A 22,013-nucleotide genomic window follows, 5' to 3' on the forward strand; every position below is an offset into this window, starting at 1 on the left:
CTTTAGATCGTCCGGAAAAAAGGGGCCAGAGAGGAAAGATCCGTTTTGCCAGTCGGCTCACACTTTCCGGCCGCGCAATAGCGAACATATGATCTAAATTTTTATAAGAGTTCAATTTATGAGCGAAAAACGCATTACGGAAGACCATCGCTACGCCGGGCTGGCGTTAGCCGAGGAAGAGCTGGTGGCGCGGGTGGCGTGGTGTTACTACCACGACGGCCTGACGCAAAACGACATCGGCGAGCGTTTGGGGCTGCCGCGGCTGAAGATTTCCCGCCTGCTGGAGAAGGGTCGCCAGTCCGGGGTGATCCGCGTGCAGATCAACTCGCGCTATGAAGGCTGTCTGGCGCTGGAAAGCGAACTCCAGCAGCGCTTTGGCCTCAAGATTGCTCGCGTGCTGCCGGCGCTCAACACCCCGCCGATGAATACCCGGCTGGGGATCGGCGCGGCGCAGTCGCTGATGGGGATTCTGCAACCGGGACAGCTGCTGGCGGTCGGCTTCGGCGAAGCCACCATGAGCTGCCTGCAGCATCTCAGCGGCTTTATCGGCTCGCAGCAGGTGCGGCTGGTGACCCTCTCCGGCGGCGTCGGCCCCTATATGACCGGCATCGGTCAGCTGGATGCCGCCTGCAGTGTGAGCATTATTCCGGCGCCGCTGCGGGTCTCGTCGGCGGAGGTCGCCGAAATCCTGCGCCGCGAATCCAGCGTGCGCGATGTGATGCTGGCGGCGACGGCGGCGGACGCGGCGGTGGTTGGCATTGGCGCTATCGATCAGCGGCGCGACGCGACCATTCTGCGCTCCGGCTATATCAGCGAGGGCGAACAGCTGATGTACGCCCGCAAAGGGGCGGTCGGCGACATTTTAGGTTATTTCCTGCAGGCCGACGGCCGGCCGGTAGAGGGGCTGGAGATCCATCGGGAACTGCTCGGCGTGACCCTGGATGAGCTGGCGCAGCTGCCGACCATCGTCGGCGTCGCCGGGGGAGAACAAAAAGCGCAGGCGATTCATGCCGCTCTGATTGGCAAGCGGATTAATGGCCTGGTAACGGAAGAGACAACAGCACGCGCGGTGCTCGCGCTGGCCTCCTGAAGGCCCGGCGCCGCGCGACAACAGCGAGGCGCATGTCATGAGTTACCTGTTAGCGTTAGATGCCGGGACCGGCAGCATTCGGGCGGTCATTTTCGATCTCAATGGCCGCCAGCTGGCGGTGGGCCAGGCCGAATGGAAACACCTGAGCGTCGATAACGTCCCCGGCTCGATGGAGTTCGACCTTACCACCAACTGGCAGCTGGCCTGCCAGTGCATTCGCCAGGCGCTCGACGCCGCCCGGCTCTCTCCCGCCGATATTCAGTCCGTCGCCTGCTGTTCGATGCGCGAAGGGATCGTCCTCTATGACCGCAACGGCGAGGCCATCTGGGCCTGCGCCAACGTTGATGCCCGCGCCAGCCGCGAAGTCGCGGAGCTTAAAGAGATCCACGACTATCGTTTTGAATCCGAGGTGTACGAGGTCTCCGGGCAAACGCTGGCGCTCAGCGCGATGCCGCGCCTGCTGTGGCTGGCGCACCATCGACCCGATATCTACCGCAAGGCGGCGACCATCACCATGATCAGCGACTGGCTGGCGGCGAAGCTTTCCGGCGAGCTGGCGGTCGACCCGTCAAACGCGGGCACCACCGGCATGCTCGATCTGTTCAGCCGCGACTGGCGTCCGGCGCTGCTGGATATGGCCGGGCTACGCGCCGATATGCTGTCGCCGGTGAAAGAGACCGGCACGCTGCTGGGCGCCGTCACCGAAGCGGCAGCCCAGCAGAGCGGCCTGCGCGCCGGGACGCCGGTGGTGATGGGCGGCGGCGACGTGCAGCTCGGCTGCCTGGGGCTCGGGGTGGTGCGCGCCGGACAAAGCGCAGTGCTCGGCGGCACCTTCTGGCAGCAGGTGGTGAATCTGCCGCAGGTGCGCACCGACCCGCAGATGAATATTCGCGTTAACCCTCACGTCATTCCCGGCATGGCGCAGGCGGAGTCCATCAGCTTTTTTACCGGCCTGACCATGCGCTGGTTCCGCGACGCCTTCTGCGCTGAAGAAAAGCTGATTGCCGAGCGCCTCGGCGTCGATGCCTATTCGCTGCTGGAGGAGATGGCCAGCCGCGTACCCGCCGGTTCCCACGGCGTGATGCCTATTTTTTCCGACGCCATGCACTTTAAGCAGTGGTACCACGCCGCGCCGTCGTTTATTAACCTCTCCATCGATCCGGAGAAGTGCAATAAAGCCACTCTGTTCCGCGCCCTGGAGGAGAACGCGGCGATTGTCTCCGCCTGCAACCTGGCGCAGATATCGCAGTTTTCCGGGGTGACTTTCGATAGCCTGGTGTTTGCCGGCGGCGGCTCGAAGGGAGCGCTGTGGAGCCAGATCCTCAGCGACGTCACCGGCCTGCCGGTGCGGGTGCCGGTGGTCCGCGAAGCCACCGCCCTCGGCTGCGCCATCGCCGCCGGCGCTGGCGCCGGGCTGTACGGCGACATGGCCAGCGCCGGAGAAAAGTTAGTGAGCTGGCACCGCGAGTTCACCCCTAATCCGCAGCATCGCGAGCTGTATCAGGAGATGATGAGTAAATGGCAGTCGGTCTATGCCGATCAGCTTGGTCTTGTCGATAGCGGGCTGACAACGTCGATGTGGCAGGCGCCGGGCCTCGAACGCCGCCAGCGCGCTGTGTCTTCCCCCTCACCCTAATCCTCTCCCGGCGGGAGAGGGAACCGTTCAGCGCGAAGCCTGATTTTCAGTGCCCGCTTGCCCCTCTCCCTTTGGGAGAGAGGCAACGCTTCGCCGTTCTTTGAATCCCATCACAATCACCGCACTCCCCTTTTCCCTTTTTCTTCACGACGGCTAAATTAGTAACTCATCCGACCACATAACAATAATTTTACATTGGAAGCCATTATGAGCCGCTATCCGTCGCTTTTCGCCCCGCTTGAGCTGGGCTTCACTACCCTCAAAAACCGCGTGTTGATGGGCTCCATGCATACCGGTCTGGAAGAACTGCCCGACGGCGCGCAACGGTTAGCGGCCTTTTACGCCGAGCGCGCGCGGCACGGCGTGGCGCTGATCGTCACCGGCGGCATCGCGCCCGCCCCGTCCGGGGTGACCATGGCCGGCGGCGCGGTACTCAACGATGTCAGCCATCTGGCGCATCATCGCCAGATCACCGACGCGGTACATCAGGAAGGCGGTAAAATCGCCCTGCAGATCCTGCACACCGGGCGCTACAGCTACCAGCCCGCGCTGGTCGCCCCCTCTTCTCTGCAGGCGCCGATTAACCGGTTCACCCCTCATGAGCTGAGCCACGATGAGATCCTCACGCTGATCGATGATTTTGCCCACTGCGCCCAGCTGGCGCGGGAAGCAGGCTATGACGGCGTGGAGGTGATGGGCTCTGAGGGCTATCTGATTAACGAATTCCTCGCCGCGCGCACTAACCAGCGCAACGATCAATGGGGCGGCGATTACGCGCGCCGGATGCGTTTCGCCGTTGAAGTAGTCAAGGCCGTGCGCCAGCGCGCCGGTCACGATTTCATTATCATCTACCGTCTGTCGATGCTCGATCTGGTTAACGACGGCAGCACGCTGGCGGAAGTCACCGCGCTGGCCAAAGCCATCGAGGCGGCGGGGGCGACGATCATCAACACCGGCATCGGCTGGCACGAAGCGCGCATTCCGACCATCGCCACTCCGGTACCGCGCGGCGCCTTTAGCTGGGTCACCCGCAAACTGAAGGGCGCGGTGTCGATCCCGCTGATCACCACCAACCGCATCAACGATCCGCAGGTCGCGGAGGCGATCCTCGCCCGCGGCGATGCCGACATGGTCTCAATGGCCCGCCCGTTCCTTGCCGATGCCGAATTTATGTCGAAAGCGCAGAGCGATCGCGCCGATGAGATCAACACCTGCATCGGCTGCAACCAGGCGTGTCTCGATCGGATCTTCGTCGGCAAAGTCACCTCCTGTCTGGTCAACCCGCGCGCCTGCCATGAAACCTTGATGCCGGTCCTGCCTGCCAACGCCCCTAAGCGGCTGGCGGTGGTCGGCGCCGGGCCTGCCGGTCTGGCCTTCGCGGTTAACGCCGCCGCCCGCGGTCATCACGTCACGTTGTTCGATGCCCTCCCGGAGATCGGCGGCCAGTTTAATATCGCCAAACAGATCCCCGGCAAAGAGGAGTTTCATGAAACCCTGCGCTACTACCGTAGAATGCTCGATCTTAACGGCGTCGATCTACGTCTGAACACCCGCGTCACGGCAGACGATCTGCTGGCGTTCGATGAGACGATCCTCGCCACCGGCATTGCCCCGCGCCTGCCGGCGATCGTCGGGATCGATCATCCCAAGGTGCTCAGCTACCTGGATGTCTTACGCGATAAAGCGCCGGTTGGCACGAAGGTGGCGATTATCGGCTGCGGCGGCATCGGCTTCGACACCGCGATGTATTTAAGCCAGTCGGGGGGGGCCACCAGCCAGGATATCGGCGAGTTCTGTCGCGAATGGGGTATCGATACCAGCCTGCGGACGGCGGGCGGGCTGCGTTCTGAAGGCCCGCAGCTGAGTCAAAGCCCGCGACAGATTGTGATGCTGCAGCGCAAGGCGAGCAAACCGGGCGACGGGCTCGGCAAAACCACCGGCTGGATCCACCGCGCCACGCTGCTGGCGCGCGGCGTGAAAATGATCCCGGCGGTCAGCTATGAGAAGATCGATGATGAGGGATTACACGTGACGATCGGCGGCGAGCGCCAGCTGCTGGCGGTGGATCATGTCGTGATCTGCGCCGGTCAGGAGCCGCGCCGTGAACTGGCGGATCCGCTGCGCGCGGCGGGAAAAACGGTGCATTTGATCGGCGGCTGCGACGTGGCGGCGGAGCTGGATGCGCGCCGGGCGATTGCCCAGGGCACGAAGCTGGCGCTGGCGATTTAGCCGTGTCCCGGGGGGCGGCGCGATGCGCCTTCCCCGGGCTACCACGATAATCCCGAACGGTAGCCCGGCTAAGGCGACAGCCGCAAGCCGGGGAAATAGCCACACGGATCAGCGCTGTTTACGCACCTTCGTTGCTTTCAAAATGACAAACTTATTGTTCGTCGCAATCGTCGTGCAGTTACCAAAAGCGCGCTTCAGCTTACGGAAGTAGTCGAGATGACGGTTGCCGACGACGTACAGCTCGCCGCCGTATTTCAGGCTGCGGCGGGCGTCGTTAAACATCTGCCATGCGATATGGTCGGTAATGGCGTGCTGCTGGTGGAACGGCGGATTGCACAGGATCGCCGTAAAGCGGTCCGGCTCAATGCCGGAGAGCGAGTTGTTGACCATAAATTCACAACGGTCAATATCGTCCGGCAGGTTGTGCTCAACGTTCAACCGGCTGGAAGCCACCGCCATGTGCGACTCATCGGTGAACATCACGCGGGCATGGGGGTTCTGCGCCAGCGCCTGCAGGCCTATCACTCCGTTGCCGCAGCCGAGATCGGCGATCTCGCCTTCTAAATCAGACGGTAAATGCTGCAGGAAGAAGCGCGCGCCGATATCCAGACCGCTGCGGGCAAAGACGTTGGCATGGTTGTGGATGGTCCACGGCGTGCCGTCCAGCTTCCAGTCGGTAGCCCGGCTAAGGCGACAGTCAGTAGCCCGGCTAAGGCGACAGTCGGTAGCCCGGCTAAGGCGACAGTCGGTAGCCCGGCTAAGGCGACAGTCAGTAGTCCGGCTAAAGCGACAGTCGGTAGCCCGGCTAAAGCGACAGTCGGTAGCCCGGCTAAGGCGACAGCCGCAAGCCGGGGAAATAGCCACACGGATCAGCGCTGTTTACGCACCTTCGTCGCTTTCAAAATCACGAACTTATTGTTCGTCGCAATCGTCGTGCAGTTACCAAAAGCGCGCTTCAGCTTACGGAAGTAGTCGAGATGACGGTTGCCGACGACGTACAGCTCGCCGCCGTATTTCAGGCTGCGGCGAGCGTCGTTAAACATCTGCCAGGCGATATGGTCGGTAATGGCGTGCTGCTGGTGGAACGGCGGATTGCACAGGATCGCCGTAAAGCGGTCCGGCTCAATGCCGGAGAGCGAGTTGTTGACCATAAATTCACAACGGTCAATAGCGTCCGGCAGGTTGTGCTCAACGTTCAACCGGCTGGAAGCCACCGCCATGTGCGACTCATCGGTGAACATCACGCGGGCATGGGGGTTCTGCGCCAGCGCCTGCAGGCCAATCACTCCGTTGCCGCAGCCGAGATCGGCGATCTCGCCTTCTAAATCAGAGGGTAAATGCTGCAGGAAGAAGCGCGCGCCGATATCCAGACCGCTGCGGGCAAAGACGTTGGCATGGTTGTGGATGGTCCACGGCGTGCCGTCCAGCTTCCAGCTGTAGGTTTGCGGCGCATCGGCAAGCTCAGGGGCGGTGAAAACGCAGTGGATCAGACGCGCTTTTTTCCACGCCAGCGAGGTGGTGGTGGTGCCGAGGATCTTTTCAAACAGCGCCAGCGTCGAGTTATGCACATCGCGCGCTTTCGCCGCGGCGATAATGCGGGTTTCCGGCGTCACCACTGCGCGCAGGGCGCGCAGCTGCTGTTCCAGCAGCGCCAGCTGCTTTGGCACCTTAATCAGCACCAGCGCCGGCGCGGCCGGCAGCGGGCTCAGGCTATCCTGAAAACGCACACTCTCTTCATCAATGCCGTTCATCCGCAGGTTGTGGCGGGTCGCCAGCTCGGAGATAAAGGAGTCGTTGATGCTCACCGGGTTACGTTCCGCCAGCGCGCAGGCGAGCGCGCCAAAGCCGTCGTTGAAGATGAGCGTCAGGCCGTCGACGTCATTCACCTGTTGCAGCAGATATTCATCCGCCGCTTCCCACGCCTGAAGCGCTTCTTCTTCAGCGTTAGGTGGGAACCGCTCTAATGTGAATAACTCACCATTTAACTCTGCCTGGCTCATCGCCTCTCCGCCTCCGGAATAGTAAAACCCGCGAGTTTATACGCAAATCCTGTCCAGTTGAAGAGAGATCGCTGATCATCGCCGCTCAGCGTAGATCGCCCTCGTCATCGGCTCGCAGCAGCGTTATCGAGGCGCGGGCGCCGGGCATCAGCTGCTGCAGATAGCCTACCAGCCGCTCTCCCGCCTCATGCAGGGCCGACAACGGCATCGCCGGCAGGCTTTCGAGAATAAACCACATCGTCTGCGCGCCGCTGTCCAGCCGGGTGCGTACGCCCTGCCGCCAGTTCCAGCGTCGGCAGGTTACGCCTATATCATCCCGCCAGATGACTTCGCCCGGCTCCGGATATTCCACCACCGGCTCTGCCGATTTTAGCGTATCGAATGGCTCATCGCCGCGGGCAATGGCCAGCCGCGGTTCGCCACGGTAGGCGGCCAGATTTTCCCCACCGACCGGGATGGCATAGCGAATGCTGATCGCGTTGTAGATATCCACCACCGGATCGATGGCCGGCAGGCTCCCCTCTTTCAGCACCCGCTTGCGCAGCGCCTGCGCCGAACAGGGGGTACGTTTCGCCTTCGCGCCGAAGGCGCTGAACGCTTCATCCCATGCCGCCAGGTGCGCTTGCGCCCAGGGCACATCATCCTGCTGCACCGCCAGGCAGGCCTCGGCCAGCGCCTGTTCCGCGACGGCGGGATTGGCCACCGGCGCGCTCTCCACCACAATACTTAATGCCCGAAAGCCCGGCGCCAGGCGGCTGACCGCAGATTCGATTGACGGCGTTACGCTACGCATTCGATAATCCTGTAATGACCAATTTGTTTCATCATAGTGACCAATGAACGTAAAAGTCAATATAACGACCGATTCAGGATCTGATGTCGACCAGGTAAGTCGCGCCGTCGCCACGCGGCTGAAGGCCTACCGTAAAGCGAAAAAAATGTCGCTGGACGAGCTGTCGCGCCGGGCCAGCATCAGCAAAGGCATGCTGGTCGAGATGGAAAAAGAGGCCGCCAACCCCAGCATTGCGATCCTCTGCAAACTCGCCGCCGCGCTGGGCGTCTCGGTGGCGGATATTGTCAATGTGGCTAGCGAACCCGCGTTGCATATTATTCCCGCCGAGCAGATCCCCACCCTCTGGCAAGGCCCGCTGGGGGGCAGCGCCAGGCTCCTCGCCGGCACCGCCGGGCCGAATATGATTGAGCTGTGGCGCTGGGAGATGCAGCCCGGCGAAGCCTTTACCTCGCCCGGCCATCCGGCGACGACCTTCGAGCTGCTGCACGTGGAAGCCGGCACGCTGACGCTGACGCTTGGCGAGACCTGCCGCACGGTGGCGGCCGGGGAATCCGCGGTGGCCCGTACCGAAACAGAGCACGGGTACCGGAATGCGGGGCCCGCGCCGCTGGTCTTTACCATGACCGTGGCTGAACTGCCCTCCTGACAGACATAATGATAAGACGATGACAAAACTCATTTATTTACAGGGCTATCCTGAATCGCTGCTGGCGCAGGTGACCACATTAATCGAGCAAAACCGCCTTGGAGAGGTGCTGCAAAAGCGCTATCCGCATGGGCACGACGTTAACAGCGATAAAGCGCTATATCAGTACACCCAGGATTTGAAAAACCGCTTTTTGCGCGGCGCGGCGCCGATCAACAAAGTGATGTATGACAGTAAGATCCACGTGCTGAACAATGCGCTCGGCCTGCATACCGCCATTTCCCGCGTTCAGGGCGGCAAGCTGAAAGCCAAAGCGGAGATCCGCGTGGCGACGGTATTTCGCGACGCGCCGGAGGACTTTTTGCGGATGATCGTGGTCCATGAACTGGCGCATCTGAAAGAGAAGGAGCACAACAAAGCCTTCTACCAGCTGTGCTGCCATATGGAGCCGCAGTACCATCAGCTGGAGTTCGACACCCGCCTGTGGCTGACGCACCTTTCGTTAAATCGTTCTGCGTAGTCACGCACTGGTTTTGTCATGGGGGCATGATAGAGTGACGACAGGTTCCCTTTAATGGAGTTCGTCACCGTTTATGATACGTTTCGCAGTTGTTGGCACAAACTGGATCACTAAGCAGTTTGTCGATGCCGCCCATGAAACCGGCAAATATAAACTTACCGCCATCTACTCCCGCAGCCTCGAACAGGCGCAAGCCTTCGCCAATGACTATCCGGTCGAGCATCTGTTTACCTCGCTGGAGTCGCTGGCGCAAAGCGACGCCATTGACGCGGTATATATCGCCAGCCCGAACTCCCTGCACTTCCCGCAGACGCGGCTGTTCCTGAGCCACAAAAAGCACGTCATTTGCGAAAAACCGCTGGCGTCGAATCTGCAGGAGGTCGAGGCGGCCATCGCGGTGGCGAAAGCCAACAACGTGGTGCTGTTTGAAGCCTTCAAAACCGCCAGCCTGCCCAACTTTCTGCTGCTGAAGGAAACCCTCGGCAAAGTGGGTAAACTGCGTAAAGCCTTCATTAACTACTGCCAGTACTCTTCGCGCTACCAGCGCTACCTCGACGGCGAAAACCCCAACACCTTTAATCCGGCGTTCTCCAACGGTTCGATTATGGATATCGGCTTCTATTGCCTGGCGTCCGCTGTGGCGCTGTGGGGCGAACCGCGGGCCGTTCATGCCACCGCCAGCCTGCTGGACAGCGGCGTGGACGCCCAGGGCACCGTGGTGCTGAGCTACGGCGACTTCGACGTGACGCTGCATCATTCCAAGGTGAGCGACTCGGCGATCCCCAGTGAAATTCAGGGCGAAGACGGCGTATTAGTGATCGAAAAAATCTCCGAGTGCCAGAAGCTGGCGTTTGTGCCGCGCGGCGGCAAAGCCCAGGACCTGACGCAGCCGCAGCATATCAATACTATGCTGTACGAGGCGGAGACCTTCGCGCGGCTGGTGGAAACAGAGGATGTCGACCATCCGGGCCTGGCAGTGAGCCGTATCACGGCGAAACTGTCGAGCGAAATTCGTCGCCAGACCGGGGTGATCTTCCCGGCCGATACGCAGCCGCTGGCGTAAAAGAGTGTAAAGGCCCGTCTGGCCGCCATTGACGAAAACCGCCCCGTGACATATTTTGTTACGAGCAAAGGGGAGTAACTTCCTTGCCGGCCGATCGTCATTACGATGCGTGTAACACCGCATCCGGTCGCCGGGCAATTACCAAAGCCCATCGCGATGAACTTTGGTTGTTGTAAGTGAGACCTTGCCGGAAGGCGAGGTCTATGCATAAAAGCGCAGCGGCTGCCGTCTTCCGACGTCAGCCGTTTTTGTTTTTATGTAAGGAATATCAAATGAATACTGTCGGCACGCCGTTGCTATGGGGTGGATTCGCTGTCGTCGTCGCGATCATGTTGGCGATCGACCTGCTGCTTCAGGGACGACGCGGTTCGCATAGCATGACCATGAAGCAGGCCGCTGGCTGGTCTATCCTCTGGGTCACACTTTCTCTGTTGTTTAACGCCGCGTTCTGGTGGTATCTGGTGCAAACCCAGGGCCGCGCCGTCGCCGATCCGCAGGCCCTGGCCTTCCTCACCGGCTATCTGATTGAAAAAGCGCTGGCGGTCGATAACGTCTTCGTCTGGCTGATGCTGTTCAGCTACTTCGCCGTGCCGCCTGCACTGCAGCGCCGGGTGCTGGTGTATGGCGTCCTCGGGGCGATTGTTCTGCGCACCATTATGATCTTCGCCGGCAGCTGGCTTATCTCCCAGTTCGACTGGCTGCTGTACGTCTTCGGCGCCTTCCTGCTGTTTACCGGCGTGAAGATGGCGCTGGCGAAAGAGGACGATTCCGGCATCGGCGACAAACCGCTGGTGCGCTGGATCCGCAGCCATCTGCGAATGACCGATAAAATCGAGAGCGAGCGCTTCTTCACCCGTAAAAACGGGGTGCTGTTCGCCACGCCGCTGCTGCTGGTGTTGATTCTGGTCGAGCTGAGCGATGTGATATTCGCCGTCGACAGTATCCCGGCGATCTTCGCGGTCACCACCGACCCGTTTATCGTGCTGACCTCGAACCTGTTTGCCATTCTTGGCCTGCGCGCCATGTACTTCCTGCTGGCGGGGGTCGCTGAGCGCTTCTCAATGCTTAAATATGGCCTGTCGGTGATCCTGGTGTTTATTGGCGTGAAGATGCTGATCGTCGATTTCTACCATATCCCGGTCGCCATCTCGCTGGGGGTCGTGGGTGGTATCCTGACCGTCACGCTGTTGATTAACGCCTGGGTCAACAAGCAGCACGACAAGCAGCGCAAACTGCCTGAGTAACCTGCCTGGCGCGCCGTCGGCCCCCGCTGGCGGCGCGGTAATCGGCTATAGCAGATCTTTTCGTAACGATAATGCCTGCTCATGTCACAATTATGTTGCTACATAGTTAAAAAATAAGATCCAGATTAAAATCACAGTATTTTGCGCTTCCCGCCCGTCATTCTTTCCGTATACTCGACTATGCAAACATATACTTACATCCTGACATAAACGTAACAAATAATACGTGGCTGGGATGGCTTGCTACATCACTGGAAGGAATGAATTATGACCACACGCACTCCCTCATCAGGGTGGCTTTCCCGCCTGGCACAAGGCAGCCTGGTGAAACAAATTTTAGTCGGCCTGGTACTTGGCGTGCTGCTGGCGCTGGTCTCTAAGCCTGCGGCTATCGCCGTCGGCCTGCTGGGGACCCTGTTCGTCGGCGCGTTAAAAGCGGTAGCGCCGGTGCTGGTATTGATGCTCGTCATGGCCTCGATCGCCAACCATCAGCACGGACAAAAAACCAGTATCCGCCCCATTCTGTTTCTCTATCTGCTGGGCACCTTCAGCGCGGCGCTGACCGCGGTGTTGTTCAGTTTTGTCTTTCCCTCGACCCTGCACTTAACCACCGCCGCCGACAGCATCACGCCGCCGTCGGGGATTGTTGAGGTGCTGCGCGGCCTGCTAATGAGCATGGTGTCCAACCCGATCGACGCCCTGCTGAACGCCAACTATATCGGTATTCTGGTGTGGGCGGTGGGCCTTGGCTTCGCCCTGCGTCACGGTAACGACACCACTAAAAACCTGATCAACGATGTCTCCCACGCGGTGACCTTTATCGTTAAAGTGGTGATCCGCTTTGCGCCGCTGGGGATCTTCGGTCTGGTCTCTTCCACCCTGGCGACTACCGGTTTTGAAACCCTGTGGGGTTACGCCCAGCTGCTGCTGGTGCTGGTGGGCTGTATGCTGCTGGTAGCGCTGGTGATTAATCCGCTGCTGGTGTTCTGGAAGCTCCGCCGCAACCCCTATCCGCTGGTGCTGACCTGCCTGCGCGAAAGCGGCGTCTACGCGTTTTTCACCCGCAGCTCCGCCGCTAATATTCCGGTGAATATGGCGCTGTGTGAGAAACTGAACCTGGATCGCGATACCTATTCGGTCTCCATTCCGCTGGGGGCAACCATCAATATGGCGGGCGCGGCAATCACCATCACCGTGCTGACGCTGGCGGCGGTCCATACGCTGAATATTCCGGTGGATCTGCCGACGGCGCTGTTGCTGAGCGTGGTCGCTTCGCTGTGCGCCTGCGGCGCCTCCGGCGTGGCGGGCGGTTCGCTGCTGCTGATCCCGCTGGCCTGTAATATGTTTGGTATTCCGAACGATGTGGCGATGCAGGTGGTTGCCGTCGGCTTTATTATCGGCGTGCTGCAGGATTCTTGCGAAACCGCGCTGAACTCCTCCACCGACGCCCTGTTTACCGCCGCCGCCTGCATGGCGGAAGACGACCAGCTGGCGAAAAACGCCCTGCGTAGCTAATGCCTTTCCCCTCCGCTACCGCGCGGAGGGGCTCTCTTCCTGCACCGCGTTTTCAACCCTGAACGGATCGATACCCCGCTTTTGCATCCGGCGGAAGCGAATAATATTCAGGCCGTTGACGATCAGGAAGCTGCCTTCAATCAGCGTCCCGCCGATGGAACCCAGCCACAGGTTATGCGTCACCCAGCAGGCGGTGGAGCACCACATCACGCAGCGGACGGTCAGCCCTTTACAGCGAAACAGCGCCCAGGTGCTGGCGACAGTGCCAATAATCGGCAGCAGCTCCATAGCATGCTGCAGCTTGCCAAGGCCGAGGATCAGCGTCAGCAGGATAAAGAGCGTCATCACCCACAGGCTGCGGGTGCGCAGGGAAATAACCGTGCGGAGCGCATTAAGCCCGGCGCTCATCCCGGCAGGCGCGGCGCCCATCAGGAAGAAATGGACGCCGATAACGCCGCTATAGACCGCCAGCTGAAGCCTGAAGCGACGTTCGTCGCGGTTGATAAAGGTGGTAATGCCGATAAGAAAGGCGATGACGCCGACGCCCTGGGCCAGCCAATATGCGGTCATGAAAGCTCCCTGAGAGAAAAAAACAAACGGCGCTTCACAGGCTGAAACGCCGCTGTTGCTTACCCGATGACGCTGCGCTATCAGGCCAATGCGCGATCAACGCCGCCCGGGCGCCAATATGAATGCGCCTTTACAGGGTAACACCGCTTTTAAAGATGGCCAGCTCGCGGAAGTCATTCCGCTCATTACAGGTCGGTTTGCCGTTGGCGAAAGCCACAATGGTGTCCACGAACTCCTCCAGCAGCTGCGGCATCGCTTTGCCGTGGATCAGCTGTCCGGCATCAAAGTCGATCCAGTGCTTTTTCTTTGCCGCCAGCTCGCTGTTGGTGGCGATCTTCACCGTCGGCACAAAGCCGCCGTACGGCGTGCCGCGGCCGGTGCTGAACAGCACCATATGGCAGCCGGCGCCGGCCAGCGCGCTGGTGGCGACGGCATCATTGCCCGGCGCGCTCAGCAAGTTCAGACCATGTACCTTCAGACGCTCGCCGTAGCGCAGGACATCCACCACCTGGCTGGAGCCCGCTTTCTGGGTACAGCCCAGCGACTTATCTTCGAGGGTGGTGATCCCCCCGGCCTTGTTGCCCGGCGAAGGGTTTTCGTAAATAGGCTGGTCGTGAGCGATAAAGTACTGCTTAAAGTCATTGACCATGGTCACCAGCTTGTCGAAGGTCGCTTCGTCGCGGCAGTGGCTCATCAGCAGCTGTTCGGCGCCGAACATCTCCGGCACTTCGGTCAGCACGGTGGTGCCGCCGTTGGCGATCACATAGTCTGAGAAGCGCCCCAGCATCGGGTTAGCGGTGATGCCGGACAGGCCGTCCGACCCACCGCACTCGAGGCCAAACTTCAGCTCGCTCAGCTTGCCCGGCTGGCGTTTATCCTGACGCATCACGTCATACAGCTGGTGGAGATGCGCCACCCCTGCCTCCACTTCATCGTCCTGATGCTGACAAACCATAAAGTGCACGCGCTGCGGATCATACTCGCCCAGCGTTTCGCGAAAAGCATCCACCTGGTTGTTTTCACAGCCAAGGCCCACCACCAGCACCGCTCCGGCGTTCGGATGGCGGACCATATTCTGCAGCATGGTGCGGGTGTTGATGTGGTCGTCCCCGAGCTGTGAGCAACCGTAGGTATGGCTGAAGAGATGCACCCCATCGATATCTTCGGCGCCGTTCGCCTCTTTCAGAAAACGGTTCTGCATCTGACGGGCCATGGCGTTGACGCAGCCGACGGTCGGCAGGATCCATAGCTCATTGCGCACCCCGACGTCGCCATTGGCGCGACGATAAATCTGCACTTCGCGATCCGCTGGCTGCGGCGGTTGGGCAACCTGCTCCGGTTGATAGCGATACGCGTCAAGGTCGCTGAGATTGGTGCGCGTATTGTGCGCATGGACATGCTCGCCCGGCGCGATATCCGCCAGCGCATGGCCAATCGGCAACCCATACTTAACGACGTTTTCCCCTTTCGCGATAGCGCGCAGTGCAAACTTGTGTCCGCGAACGATATCCTGACCGAGGGTGACCGGGTCATTGTCGATCGTCACCACGCTACCGGCCGTCATATCCGCCAGCGCGACCGCGACGTTATCCTGCGAATGGATTTTGATGTATTGCATATCAACCGACCTCTGGTCTTAGTTCAGTTCAATGGCGAAATAGTCACGCGCATTGTTAAAGCAAATGTTTTTCACCATCTCGCCCAGCAGCGCGATATCCGCAGGCGCTTCGCCGGCGGCCACCCAACGGCCGATCATCTGGCACAGAATACGACGGAAGTATTCGTGGCGGGTGTAGGAGAGGAAGCTGCGGCTGTCGGTCAGCATCCCGACAAAGCGGCTCAGCAGGCCGAGCTGCGCCAGCTGGGTCATCTGCCGCTCCATGCCGTCTTTCTGATCGTTGAACCACCAGCCGGAGCCGAACTGCATCTTGCCCGGCATCCCTTCGCCCTGGAAGTTACCGATCATGGTGCCCAGCACTTCGTTATCGCGCGGGTTCAGGCAGTAGAGAATGGTTTTCGGCAGCAGGTTCTCTTCGTTCTGCTTGCTCAGCAGCTTAGACAGCTCTTCAGCCATCGGACGATCGTTGATCGAGTCAAAGCCAACGTCCGGGCCTAACAGTTTGAACTGACGCAGGTTGTTATTGCGCAGCGCGCCGATGTGGTACTGCTGCACCCAGCCGCGACGGGCATACTCTGCGCCGAGGAACACCAGCACCGCGGTTTTGAACTGCGCCACTTCGCGTTCGCTGAGGGTTTCGCCAGCCAGGCGACGCGCCAGAATGGCGTCCAGCTCGGCGTCAGTCGCTTCCGCAAACAGCACCACGTCCAGGGCGTGGTCGGAGACTTTGCAACCGTGAGCGGCAAAGTGGTCCAGACGTTTGGTCAGCGCGCTTTGCAGGTCCGCAAAACGGCGAATATCGGTGTCCGACACTTCACCCAGCTTAGCCATATAGTCATTGAAGGTCGCCTGCTCGATGTTGAACGCTTTATCCGGGCGCCAGCTCGGCAACACCTTGATATCAAATGAAGTGTCTTTGGCGACAACCGCATGGTGTTCCAGGGAATCAATCGGATCGTCGGTGGTGCCGACCATCTTCACATTCATCTGCTTCATGATCCCGCGGGCGGAGAAGGCGTCCTGCGCCAGTAACGCATTGCACTGGTCCCAGATCTCATCGGCGGTGGAAGGCGACAGCAGCTTACCTGTAATACCAAATGGGCGACGCAGCTCTAAATGGGTCCAGTGGAATAACGGGTTGCCAATCGTGTGAGGCACGGTGGCTGCCCAGGCGTCAAATTTCTCGCGATCGGAGGCATCACCGGTACACAGACGCTCCGGCACGCCGTTGGTGCGCATTGCGCGCCATTTATAGTGATCGCCTTTCAGCCAGATGTCATACAGATTTTTGAAACGGTAATTTTCGGCAACCTGCTGCGGCGGAAGGTGGCAATGGTAGTCGAAAATAGGCTGATCTTTGGCGTAATCATGGTACAGGCGGCGGGCAAATTCGCTATCGAGTAGAAAATCTTCGGTCATAAACGGTGTCATTCGTGTGTCCTCTTCGCTCCGGAGCGGGAGCCTTTCAGATGATTGACTACAATGCTGACAAAGTTATCACACCAATTTCTACAGACCGAACTGTTTTTCGTGAGTTAGATCAATAAACGCTGATAAAAAAAACCGCCTGCGCGCGGCAAACATCTCGCCAGAGCGCGCCATATCTGGCTTTCTTCGCCAATCATAAAGACCACACTAACTTTCCCGCTTTTGTGACAGCACTCAACTTTTAAAGTTGTATGACAAGTTATCTTTCTGCCGTCGCAACATATAAACCGACGGAATGCTTTACCGGTGTTTATGGCATCGGCTTATACGGAATGGATACCGACTTTTTACATAACAACTGATGGTAAGGTTCGGGCCAGAGGGGACCGCCCTCCTGAACCCTCCGTTTCGCTTTCCCGACCGCGTATCGCCGTCAGGAGAGGCCGCACCTGGTGCGGAGAAATTACAGGCGATGAGGTTTACATGCGTAAAATTAAAGGGTTACGTTGGTACATGATCGCACTGGTGACGCTGGGCACCGTGCTGGGCTACCTGACCCGTAACACCGTGGCGGCGGCCGCGCCGACGCTGATGGAAGAGTTACACATCTCGACCCAACAGTACTCCTATATCATTGCAGCCTATTCCGCTGCCTATACCGTCATGCAGCCTGTCGCAGGTTATGTCCTTGATATTCTGGGGACTAAAGTCGGCTATGCCTTCTTCGCTATCGCCTGGGCGATATTCTGCGGCTCGACCGCCCTCGCCGGCAGCTGGGGCGGACTGGCGCTGGCCCGCGGCGCGGTGGGCGCGGCGGAAGCGGCGATGATCCCCGCCGGGCTGAAAGCCAGCTCCGAATGGTTCCCGGCAAAAGAGCGCTCTATCGCGGTGGGCTACTTCAACGTAGGTTCCTCTATCGGCGCCATGATCGCGCCGCCGCTGGTGGTGTGGGCGATCGTCATGCACAGCTGGCAGATGGCGTTCATTATCTCCGGGGTTCTGAGCTTCGCCTGGGCCATCGCCTGGCTGATCTTCTACAAACACCCGCGCGACCAGAAGAAATTATCTGACGAAGAACGCGACTACATCATTGGCGGCCAGGAGTCTCAACACCAGACCAATAATGCGAAGAAAATGTCGCCGTGGGAGATCCTGCGCAACCGTCAGTTCTGGGGTATCGCCCTGCCGCGCTTCCTCGCCGAGCCGGCCTGGGGGACCTTTAACGCCTGGATCCCGCTGTTCATGTTTAAGGTTTACGGCTTTAACCTGAAAGAGATCGCGATGTTTGCCTGGATGCCGATGCTGTTCGCCGACCTCGGCTGCATCGTCGGTGGATACCTGCCGCCGCTGTTCCAGCGCTGGTTCGGCGTTAACCTGATCGTGTCGCGTAAAATGGTGGTCACCATGGGCGCCCTGCTGATGATTGGCCCGGGGATGATCGGCCTGTTCACCAGCCCGTACGTGGCGATTGCCCTGCTGTGCATCGGCGGGTTTGCTCACCAGGCGCTGTCCGGGGCGCTGATTACCCTCTCTTCCGACGTCTTTGGCCGTAACGAAGTCGCTACCGCCAACGGTCTGACCGGGATGGCCGCCTGGCTGGCGAGCACCATGTTCGCCCTGGTCGTCGGCGCGCTGGCAGACACCATCGGTTTCAGCCCGCTGTTTGCGGTACTGGCGGTCTTTGACCTGCTGGGCGCGCTGGTCATCTGGACGGTGCTGAAAAACAAACCGGCTGACGATGACACGACGCCGCTTAGCAGCCGCAAACCGGCCACCCAGAGTTAGAGACGCTTATGCTGAGGTGATCGCCTGCCAAGCCGCCTTCTCAGGCGGCTTTTTCATCCCTGCCAGTGGTGGAAATCGCGTAAAAGTGGTATAACAAATCGAATATTGTCGCCATCTTGCGGGAGCGAATATGGAAATCATTGAACCACGCCGTCTTTATCAGCAACTTGCCGCTGAGCTGAAGACGCGCATCGAACAAGGTGTCTACCTTGTAGGGGATAAGCTGCCCGCCGAGCGCTTTATCGCCGATGAAAAAAACGTTAGCCGCACCGTGGTTCGTGAAGCCATTATCATGCTGGAAGTGGAAGGCTATGTCGAAGTCCGTAAAGGGTCGGGCATTCACGTCATCTCCAACCATCCGAAATACCAGCAGGTGGCCGATGAAAGCCTGGAGTTCGCCAACTATGGCCCCTTTGAGCTGCTGCAGGCGCGGCAGCTTATTGAAAGCAATATCGCCGAATTCGCGGCCACTCAGGTGACCAAGCAGGACATCATGAAGCTGATGGAGATTCAGGAGAAAGCGCGCAACGAAAAGTGTTTCCGCGACTCCGAATGGGATCTGCAGTTTCACGTCCAGGTGGCGCTGGCCACGCAGAATAGCGCCCTGGCGGCGATCGTGGAAAAAATGTGGACCCAGCGCGTGCATAACCCGTACTGGAAAAAGCTGCATGAGCATATCGACCTGCGCACCGTCGATAACTGGTGCGACGACCACGATCAGATCCTGAAGGCTCTGCTGCGTAAAGATCCGAACGCCGCCAAACTGGCGATGTGGCAGCATCTGGAAAATACCAAGCAAATGCTGTTTAACGAAACCAGCGACGACTTTGAATTTAATGCCGATCGCTACTTATTTGCCGAAAACCCGGTGGTTCATCTCGATACAGCGGCCAACGGCGCGAAATAAGCCTTTATCTCCCCGGCGCGCGGCCCCTGCGCGCCTGTTCCCCAGACAGGCTGGGGTAAGCAAAACATATATAGTGTCAGCCTGTGTAAATCCTCTCGCCTCCCATCGCCGCAATCAGCAAAATCAACGAGCAACACCTTGCAATTTCTCTGACGGAAAGTCAGGTGATTTGTTACAATTAGATGCATTTTGCCGTTCTGGGAGTAGGTATCGACTTACTTCAATTTTATACAGGGAAGCGTTCAGAGCGCCGAAGCAGCGACCATAATCTCATAAAAATCTTGTCGCCCTACATGCCGCGCGCTCAGACGTGCCGTTAACCGATGTACCAGGAATCGTGAATGGAACTATTAACCCAGTTATTGAATGCCTTGTGGGCTCAGGATTACGAAACGCTCGCGAATCCCTCCATGATTGGCATGCTGTATTTTGTCTTGTTTATGATTTTGTTCCTTGAGAACGGGTTACTGCCTGCCGCGTTTTTGCCGGGGGACAGCCTGCTTGTGCTCGTGGGCGTGCTGATCGCCAAAGGGGCGATGGGCTTTCCGGAAACGTTGCTGCTGCTCACCGCCGCCGCCAGCCTCGGCTGCTGGCTGAGCTACATCCAGGGGCGTTGGCTGGGCAATACGCGGATCGTGCAAAACTGGCTGTCGCATCTGCCCTCTCACTATCATCAGCGCGCGCATCACCTGTTTCATAAACATGGACTCTCCGCGCTGCTGATCGGCCGCTTCATCGCCTTCGTGCGCACGCTGCTGCCGACCATCGCCGGGCTTTCCGGCCTCAATAACGCCCGCTTTCAGTTCTTTAACTGGATGAGCGGCCTGCTGTGGGTGCTCATCCTGACCTCGCTGGGCTATCTGCTGGGTAAAACCCCGGTATTCCTTAAGTATGAAGATCAGCTGATGTCCTGCCTGATGCTCCTGCCGGTTGCGCTGTTGGTCTTCGGACTGGTCGGCTCGCTGGTGGTGCTGTGGAAGAAAAAATACAGAAGCCGGGGCTAATGATGGTCATAAAACGCCCTTCCCTGCGCCAGCTCAGCTGGCTGCTGGGTGGCTCTCTTCTGCTCTGCGCGCTGTTCTGGCTATGGCTGGCGGTGCAGCAGCAAGAGGCCACGCTGGCGATCCGTCCGGTTGGCCAGGGCGTCAGTATGCCGGATGGTTTCTCCGTCTGGCATCACCTCGACGCCAACGGTATCCGCTTCAAGAGCATTACGCCGCAAAAGGATGGCCTGCTGATTAAGTTTGATTCCACCGCCCAGGGCGCGGCGGCGAAAGAGGTTCTCGGCCGCGCTCTGCCTCATGGTTATATTATCGCCTTGCTGGAAGACGATAACTCGCCCACCGCCTGGTTATCCCGCCTGCGCGACGCGCCGCATCGGCTCGGGTAAACGGCCGTCAGACTGCGTTTTCAACGCAGTCTGGTGGTTTCCCGCATTTGTTACTATGCTTAAACCTGCGTGAATCAACGCATTCACGTTTACCAACGGGAACGGGTTTATCCTCCGGGTATCCCCTAAGACAATGGAAGGTACTATCCATGAAACACCGCATCGCTCTGCTTCTGGCCCTGTCTTCACTTAGCGCCAGCGCCATAGCCGCCTCTCCCTGCCAGGAAAAAGAGCAGGATATTCAACGAGAGATCAGCTATGCCGAAAAGCATCACAATCAAAGTCGCATTGATGGGCTAAATACCGCACTACGCCAGGTACGGGAGAACTGCAGCGACAGTAAACTCAAAGCCGATCATCAGCAAAAAATTGCCAAACAGCGGGAAGAGATCGCTGAACGTCAGCGCGATCTGCAGGAAGCCCGGAAGAAAGGCGATGCGGACAAAATCAACAAACGCCAGCATAAACTCAATGAAGCGCAACAGGAGTTGAAAACGCTGGAGTCTCGGGATTACTAATCACTATTAACTTTCGCAATACGGACCACGCTACAGGAGAACGACATGGCTAAAGAGAATGTGACTGACGACCTTCGTGCAGAACTGAAAACGCTGGCGGACACCCTGGAGGAAGTACTGAATTCCTCGGCGGACAAGTCGAAAGAAGAGATGGGTAAACTGCGCAGTAAAGCCGAGAGTGCGCTGAAAGAGAGCCGCGCCCGTCTGGGTGAGACCAGCGAAGCGATTCTGCGTCAAACTCGTGAGACCGCCGCGCGAGCGGATGATTATGTTCGCGAAAATCCGTGGACAGGGGTCGGGATTGGCGCCGCCGTCGGGCTGGTGCTGGGTGTCCTGCTGTCGCGTCGCTGATTATGGCGAATACTCAACACACGCAGGGGCCGGGTCAGCGCGTCTTCTCCATTGGCCAGCGTATCGTTACGCTGCTGGTCGAAATGGTGGAAACACGGCTGCGCCTGGTCGTCGTGGAGCTGGAGGAGGAGAAAGCCAACCTCTTCCAGCTGCTGATCATGACCGGACTGACGCTGCTGTTTGCCGCGTTTGGCCTCATGAGTCTGCTGGTGCTGGTTATCTGGGCCGTTGACGCTCAGTACCGCCTGCACGTCATGATCGCCACCACCGTCGTGCTGCTTCTCGCCGCCGCGATTGTCGGTATCCTTACCTTACGTAAGGCGCGACGCTCCACGCTGCTGCGCCTGACGCGAAGAGAGCTGGAGAACGACCGTGCCCTTCTGGAGGAAGATAAACCATGAATGGCCGACAGGAGCGTGAACGGCAAAAGGCGCAGCTGCTGCGCCAGATCCAGCAGCAACGGCTGGAGCTGAGCGCCTGTCGCCGCCACTGGCTGGAAGCGACTGCGCCCTTAGACCGCGGCTGGCATACGCTGCTCAGTTTACGTTCGTGGCTGATGGTGGGCAGCGGTCTGATGGCCGTGTGGTCCGTCCGACACCCGCATTTTTTAATGCGCTGGACCAAACGCGGACTGGGTTTATGGAGTACCTGGCGGCTGGTCCGCGGGATCCTGCGCCAGTCGGCAGTCCGTTAGCCGCCCGGAGCGCGGG

The 22,013-nt window shown here is 59.3% G+C and carries 21 protein-coding genes and 1 pseudogene; 16 read left to right on the forward strand and 6 right to left on the reverse strand.

Translation table 11 applies throughout. The features are described 5' to 3' along the window. Positions 1-118 precede the first annotated feature (118 nt). The 3 genes from lsrR (at position 119) to ABLV04_RS12845 (ending at position 4,955) form a co-directional block, all read left to right on the forward strand. Positions 119-1,090 carry a transcriptional regulator LsrR gene (lsrR, locus tag ABLV04_RS12835; protein WP_004206105.1) on the forward strand — a complete coding sequence of 324 codons (972 nt, stop codon included), beginning with the start codon at positions 119-121 and terminating at the stop codon, positions 1,088-1,090. 37 nt (positions 1,091-1,127) lie between these two features. Further along, positions 1,128-2,726: an autoinducer-2 kinase gene (gene lsrK / locus ABLV04_RS12840; protein ID WP_023291078.1), complete on the forward strand. Its 1,599-nt coding sequence runs from the start codon at positions 1,128-1,130 to the stop codon at positions 2,724-2,726. A gap of 207 nt (positions 2,727-2,933) precedes the next feature. Beyond that, positions 2,934-4,955, forward strand: coding sequence for an NADPH-dependent 2,4-dienoyl-CoA reductase (locus tag ABLV04_RS12845; protein ID WP_147734070.1), 2,022 nt, complete (start codon positions 2,934-2,936; stop codon positions 4,953-4,955). A gap of 108 nt (positions 4,956-5,063) precedes the next feature. Here ABLV04_RS12845 and ABLV04_RS12850 read toward each other — a convergent pair. The 3 genes and pseudogenes from ABLV04_RS12850 to ABLV04_RS12860 all read right to left on the reverse strand — a co-directional run. Beyond that, a pseudogene (locus ABLV04_RS12850) lies at positions 5,064-5,627 on the reverse strand (methyltransferase); the annotation flags it as partial. Positions 5,628-5,824: 197 nt separating this feature from the next. Beyond that, entirely contained in the window at positions 5,825-6,955 is a 1,131-nt protein-coding gene (gene rlmG / locus ABLV04_RS12855) for a 23S rRNA (guanine(1835)-N(2))-methyltransferase RlmG (RefSeq protein WP_180266145.1), read from the reverse strand. A gap of 85 nt (positions 6,956-7,040) precedes the next feature. Continuing rightward, positions 7,041-7,748: a B3/4 domain-containing protein gene (locus ABLV04_RS12860; protein ID WP_023291081.1), complete on the reverse strand. Its 708-nt coding sequence runs from the start codon at positions 7,746-7,748 to the stop codon at positions 7,041-7,043. A 43-nt stretch (positions 7,749-7,791) separates the two neighbouring features. Between ABLV04_RS12860 and ABLV04_RS12865 the strand changes: the two genes are divergently transcribed. From ABLV04_RS12865 to sstT, 5 genes are all read left to right on the forward strand, one after another. After that, positions 7,792-8,394, forward strand: coding sequence for a helix-turn-helix domain-containing protein (locus tag ABLV04_RS12865; protein ID WP_023291082.1), 603 nt, complete (start codon positions 7,792-7,794; stop codon positions 8,392-8,394). A gap of 19 nt (positions 8,395-8,413) precedes the next feature. Continuing rightward, positions 8,414-8,914, forward strand: a complete 501-nt coding sequence (locus ABLV04_RS12870; protein WP_032454156.1) for a M48 family metallopeptidase — start codon at positions 8,414-8,416, stop codon at positions 8,912-8,914. A gap of 73 nt (positions 8,915-8,987) precedes the next feature. Continuing rightward, the gene (locus tag ABLV04_RS12875) at positions 8,988-9,977 is read left to right on the forward strand and encodes a Gfo/Idh/MocA family oxidoreductase (RefSeq protein WP_023291084.1); all 990 of its coding nucleotides are present in this window, start codon (positions 8,988-8,990) and stop codon (positions 9,975-9,977) included. A 272-nt stretch (positions 9,978-10,249) separates the two neighbouring features. After that, positions 10,250-11,221 carry a TerC family protein gene (locus tag ABLV04_RS12880; protein ID WP_004188496.1) on the forward strand — a complete coding sequence of 324 codons (972 nt, stop codon included), beginning with the start codon at positions 10,250-10,252 and terminating at the stop codon, positions 11,219-11,221. A gap of 267 nt (positions 11,222-11,488) precedes the next feature. Beyond that, on the forward strand, positions 11,489-12,736 hold the full coding sequence (gene sstT / locus ABLV04_RS12885; RefSeq protein WP_023291085.1) for a serine/threonine transporter SstT: 1,248 nt from the start codon (positions 11,489-11,491) through the stop codon (positions 12,734-12,736). 15 nt (positions 12,737-12,751) lie between these two features. Here the strand turns inward: sstT and ABLV04_RS12890 are convergent, their stop codons facing one another. From ABLV04_RS12890 to uxaC, 3 genes are all read right to left on the reverse strand, one after another. Next, positions 12,752-13,306: a YgjV family protein gene (locus ABLV04_RS12890; RefSeq protein ID WP_044524823.1), complete on the reverse strand. Its 555-nt coding sequence runs from the start codon at positions 13,304-13,306 to the stop codon at positions 12,752-12,754. Positions 13,307-13,436: 130 nt separating this feature from the next. Further along, positions 13,437-14,924 (reverse strand): altronate dehydratase family protein, encoded by a 1,488-nt coding sequence (locus ABLV04_RS12895; RefSeq protein WP_048335389.1) that lies wholly within the window; start codon positions 14,922-14,924, stop codon positions 13,437-13,439. Between the two features lie 18 nt (positions 14,925-14,942). Next, the gene (gene uxaC / locus ABLV04_RS12900) at positions 14,943-16,355 is read right to left on the reverse strand and encodes a glucuronate isomerase (protein WP_180266146.1); all 1,413 of its coding nucleotides are present in this window, start codon (positions 16,353-16,355) and stop codon (positions 14,943-14,945) included. Positions 16,356-16,835: 480 nt separating this feature from the next. On the opposite strand from uxaC, the gene ABLV04_RS12905 reads away from it, so the two are divergent. From ABLV04_RS12905 to ABLV04_RS12940, 8 genes are all read left to right on the forward strand, one after another. Then, on the forward strand, positions 16,836-18,137 hold the full coding sequence (locus ABLV04_RS12905; protein WP_023291089.1) for an MFS transporter: 1,302 nt from the start codon (positions 16,836-16,838) through the stop codon (positions 18,135-18,137). A gap of 130 nt (positions 18,138-18,267) precedes the next feature. Continuing rightward, on the forward strand, positions 18,268-19,044 hold the full coding sequence (exuR, locus tag ABLV04_RS12910; protein WP_004206120.1) for a transcriptional regulator ExuR: 777 nt from the start codon (positions 18,268-18,270) through the stop codon (positions 19,042-19,044). A 341-nt stretch (positions 19,045-19,385) separates the two neighbouring features. Then, the gene (yqjA, locus tag ABLV04_RS12915; protein WP_023291090.1) at positions 19,386-20,048 is read left to right on the forward strand and encodes a DedA family general envelope maintenance protein YqjA; all 663 of its coding nucleotides are present in this window, start codon (positions 19,386-19,388) and stop codon (positions 20,046-20,048) included. An 8-nt stretch (positions 20,049-20,056) separates the two neighbouring features. Next, a complete protein-coding gene (mzrA, locus tag ABLV04_RS12920) occupies positions 20,057-20,434 on the forward strand; it encodes an EnvZ/OmpR regulon moderator MzrA (protein ID WP_072096611.1) in 378 nt (125 codons plus the stop codon). A 149-nt stretch (positions 20,435-20,583) separates the two neighbouring features. Beyond that, on the forward strand, positions 20,584-20,952 hold the full coding sequence (locus ABLV04_RS12925) for a DUF1090 domain-containing protein (RefSeq protein ID WP_004206124.1): 369 nt from the start codon (positions 20,584-20,586) through the stop codon (positions 20,950-20,952). A 45-nt stretch (positions 20,953-20,997) separates the two neighbouring features. After that, entirely contained in the window at positions 20,998-21,303 is a 306-nt protein-coding gene (locus tag ABLV04_RS12930; RefSeq protein ID WP_002917916.1) for a YqjD family protein, read from the forward strand. Between the two features lie 2 nt (positions 21,304-21,305). Then, positions 21,306-21,704 carry a phage holin family protein gene (locus ABLV04_RS12935; protein WP_023291093.1) on the forward strand — a complete coding sequence of 133 codons (399 nt, stop codon included), beginning with the start codon at positions 21,306-21,308 and terminating at the stop codon, positions 21,702-21,704. Continuing rightward, positions 21,701-21,997: a YqjK-like family protein gene (locus tag ABLV04_RS12940; RefSeq protein ID WP_023291094.1), complete on the forward strand. Its 297-nt coding sequence runs from the start codon at positions 21,701-21,703 to the stop codon at positions 21,995-21,997. Before ABLV04_RS12935 ends, ABLV04_RS12940 begins: the two co-directional genes overlap by 4 nt. Positions 21,998-22,013 lie beyond the last annotated feature (16 nt).

It is taken from the genome of Klebsiella sp. JN_Kp127, assembly GCF_040062505.1.
In the GTDB taxonomy this organism is placed as follows: Bacteria; Pseudomonadota; Gammaproteobacteria; order Enterobacterales; family Enterobacteriaceae; genus Klebsiella; species Klebsiella quasipneumoniae.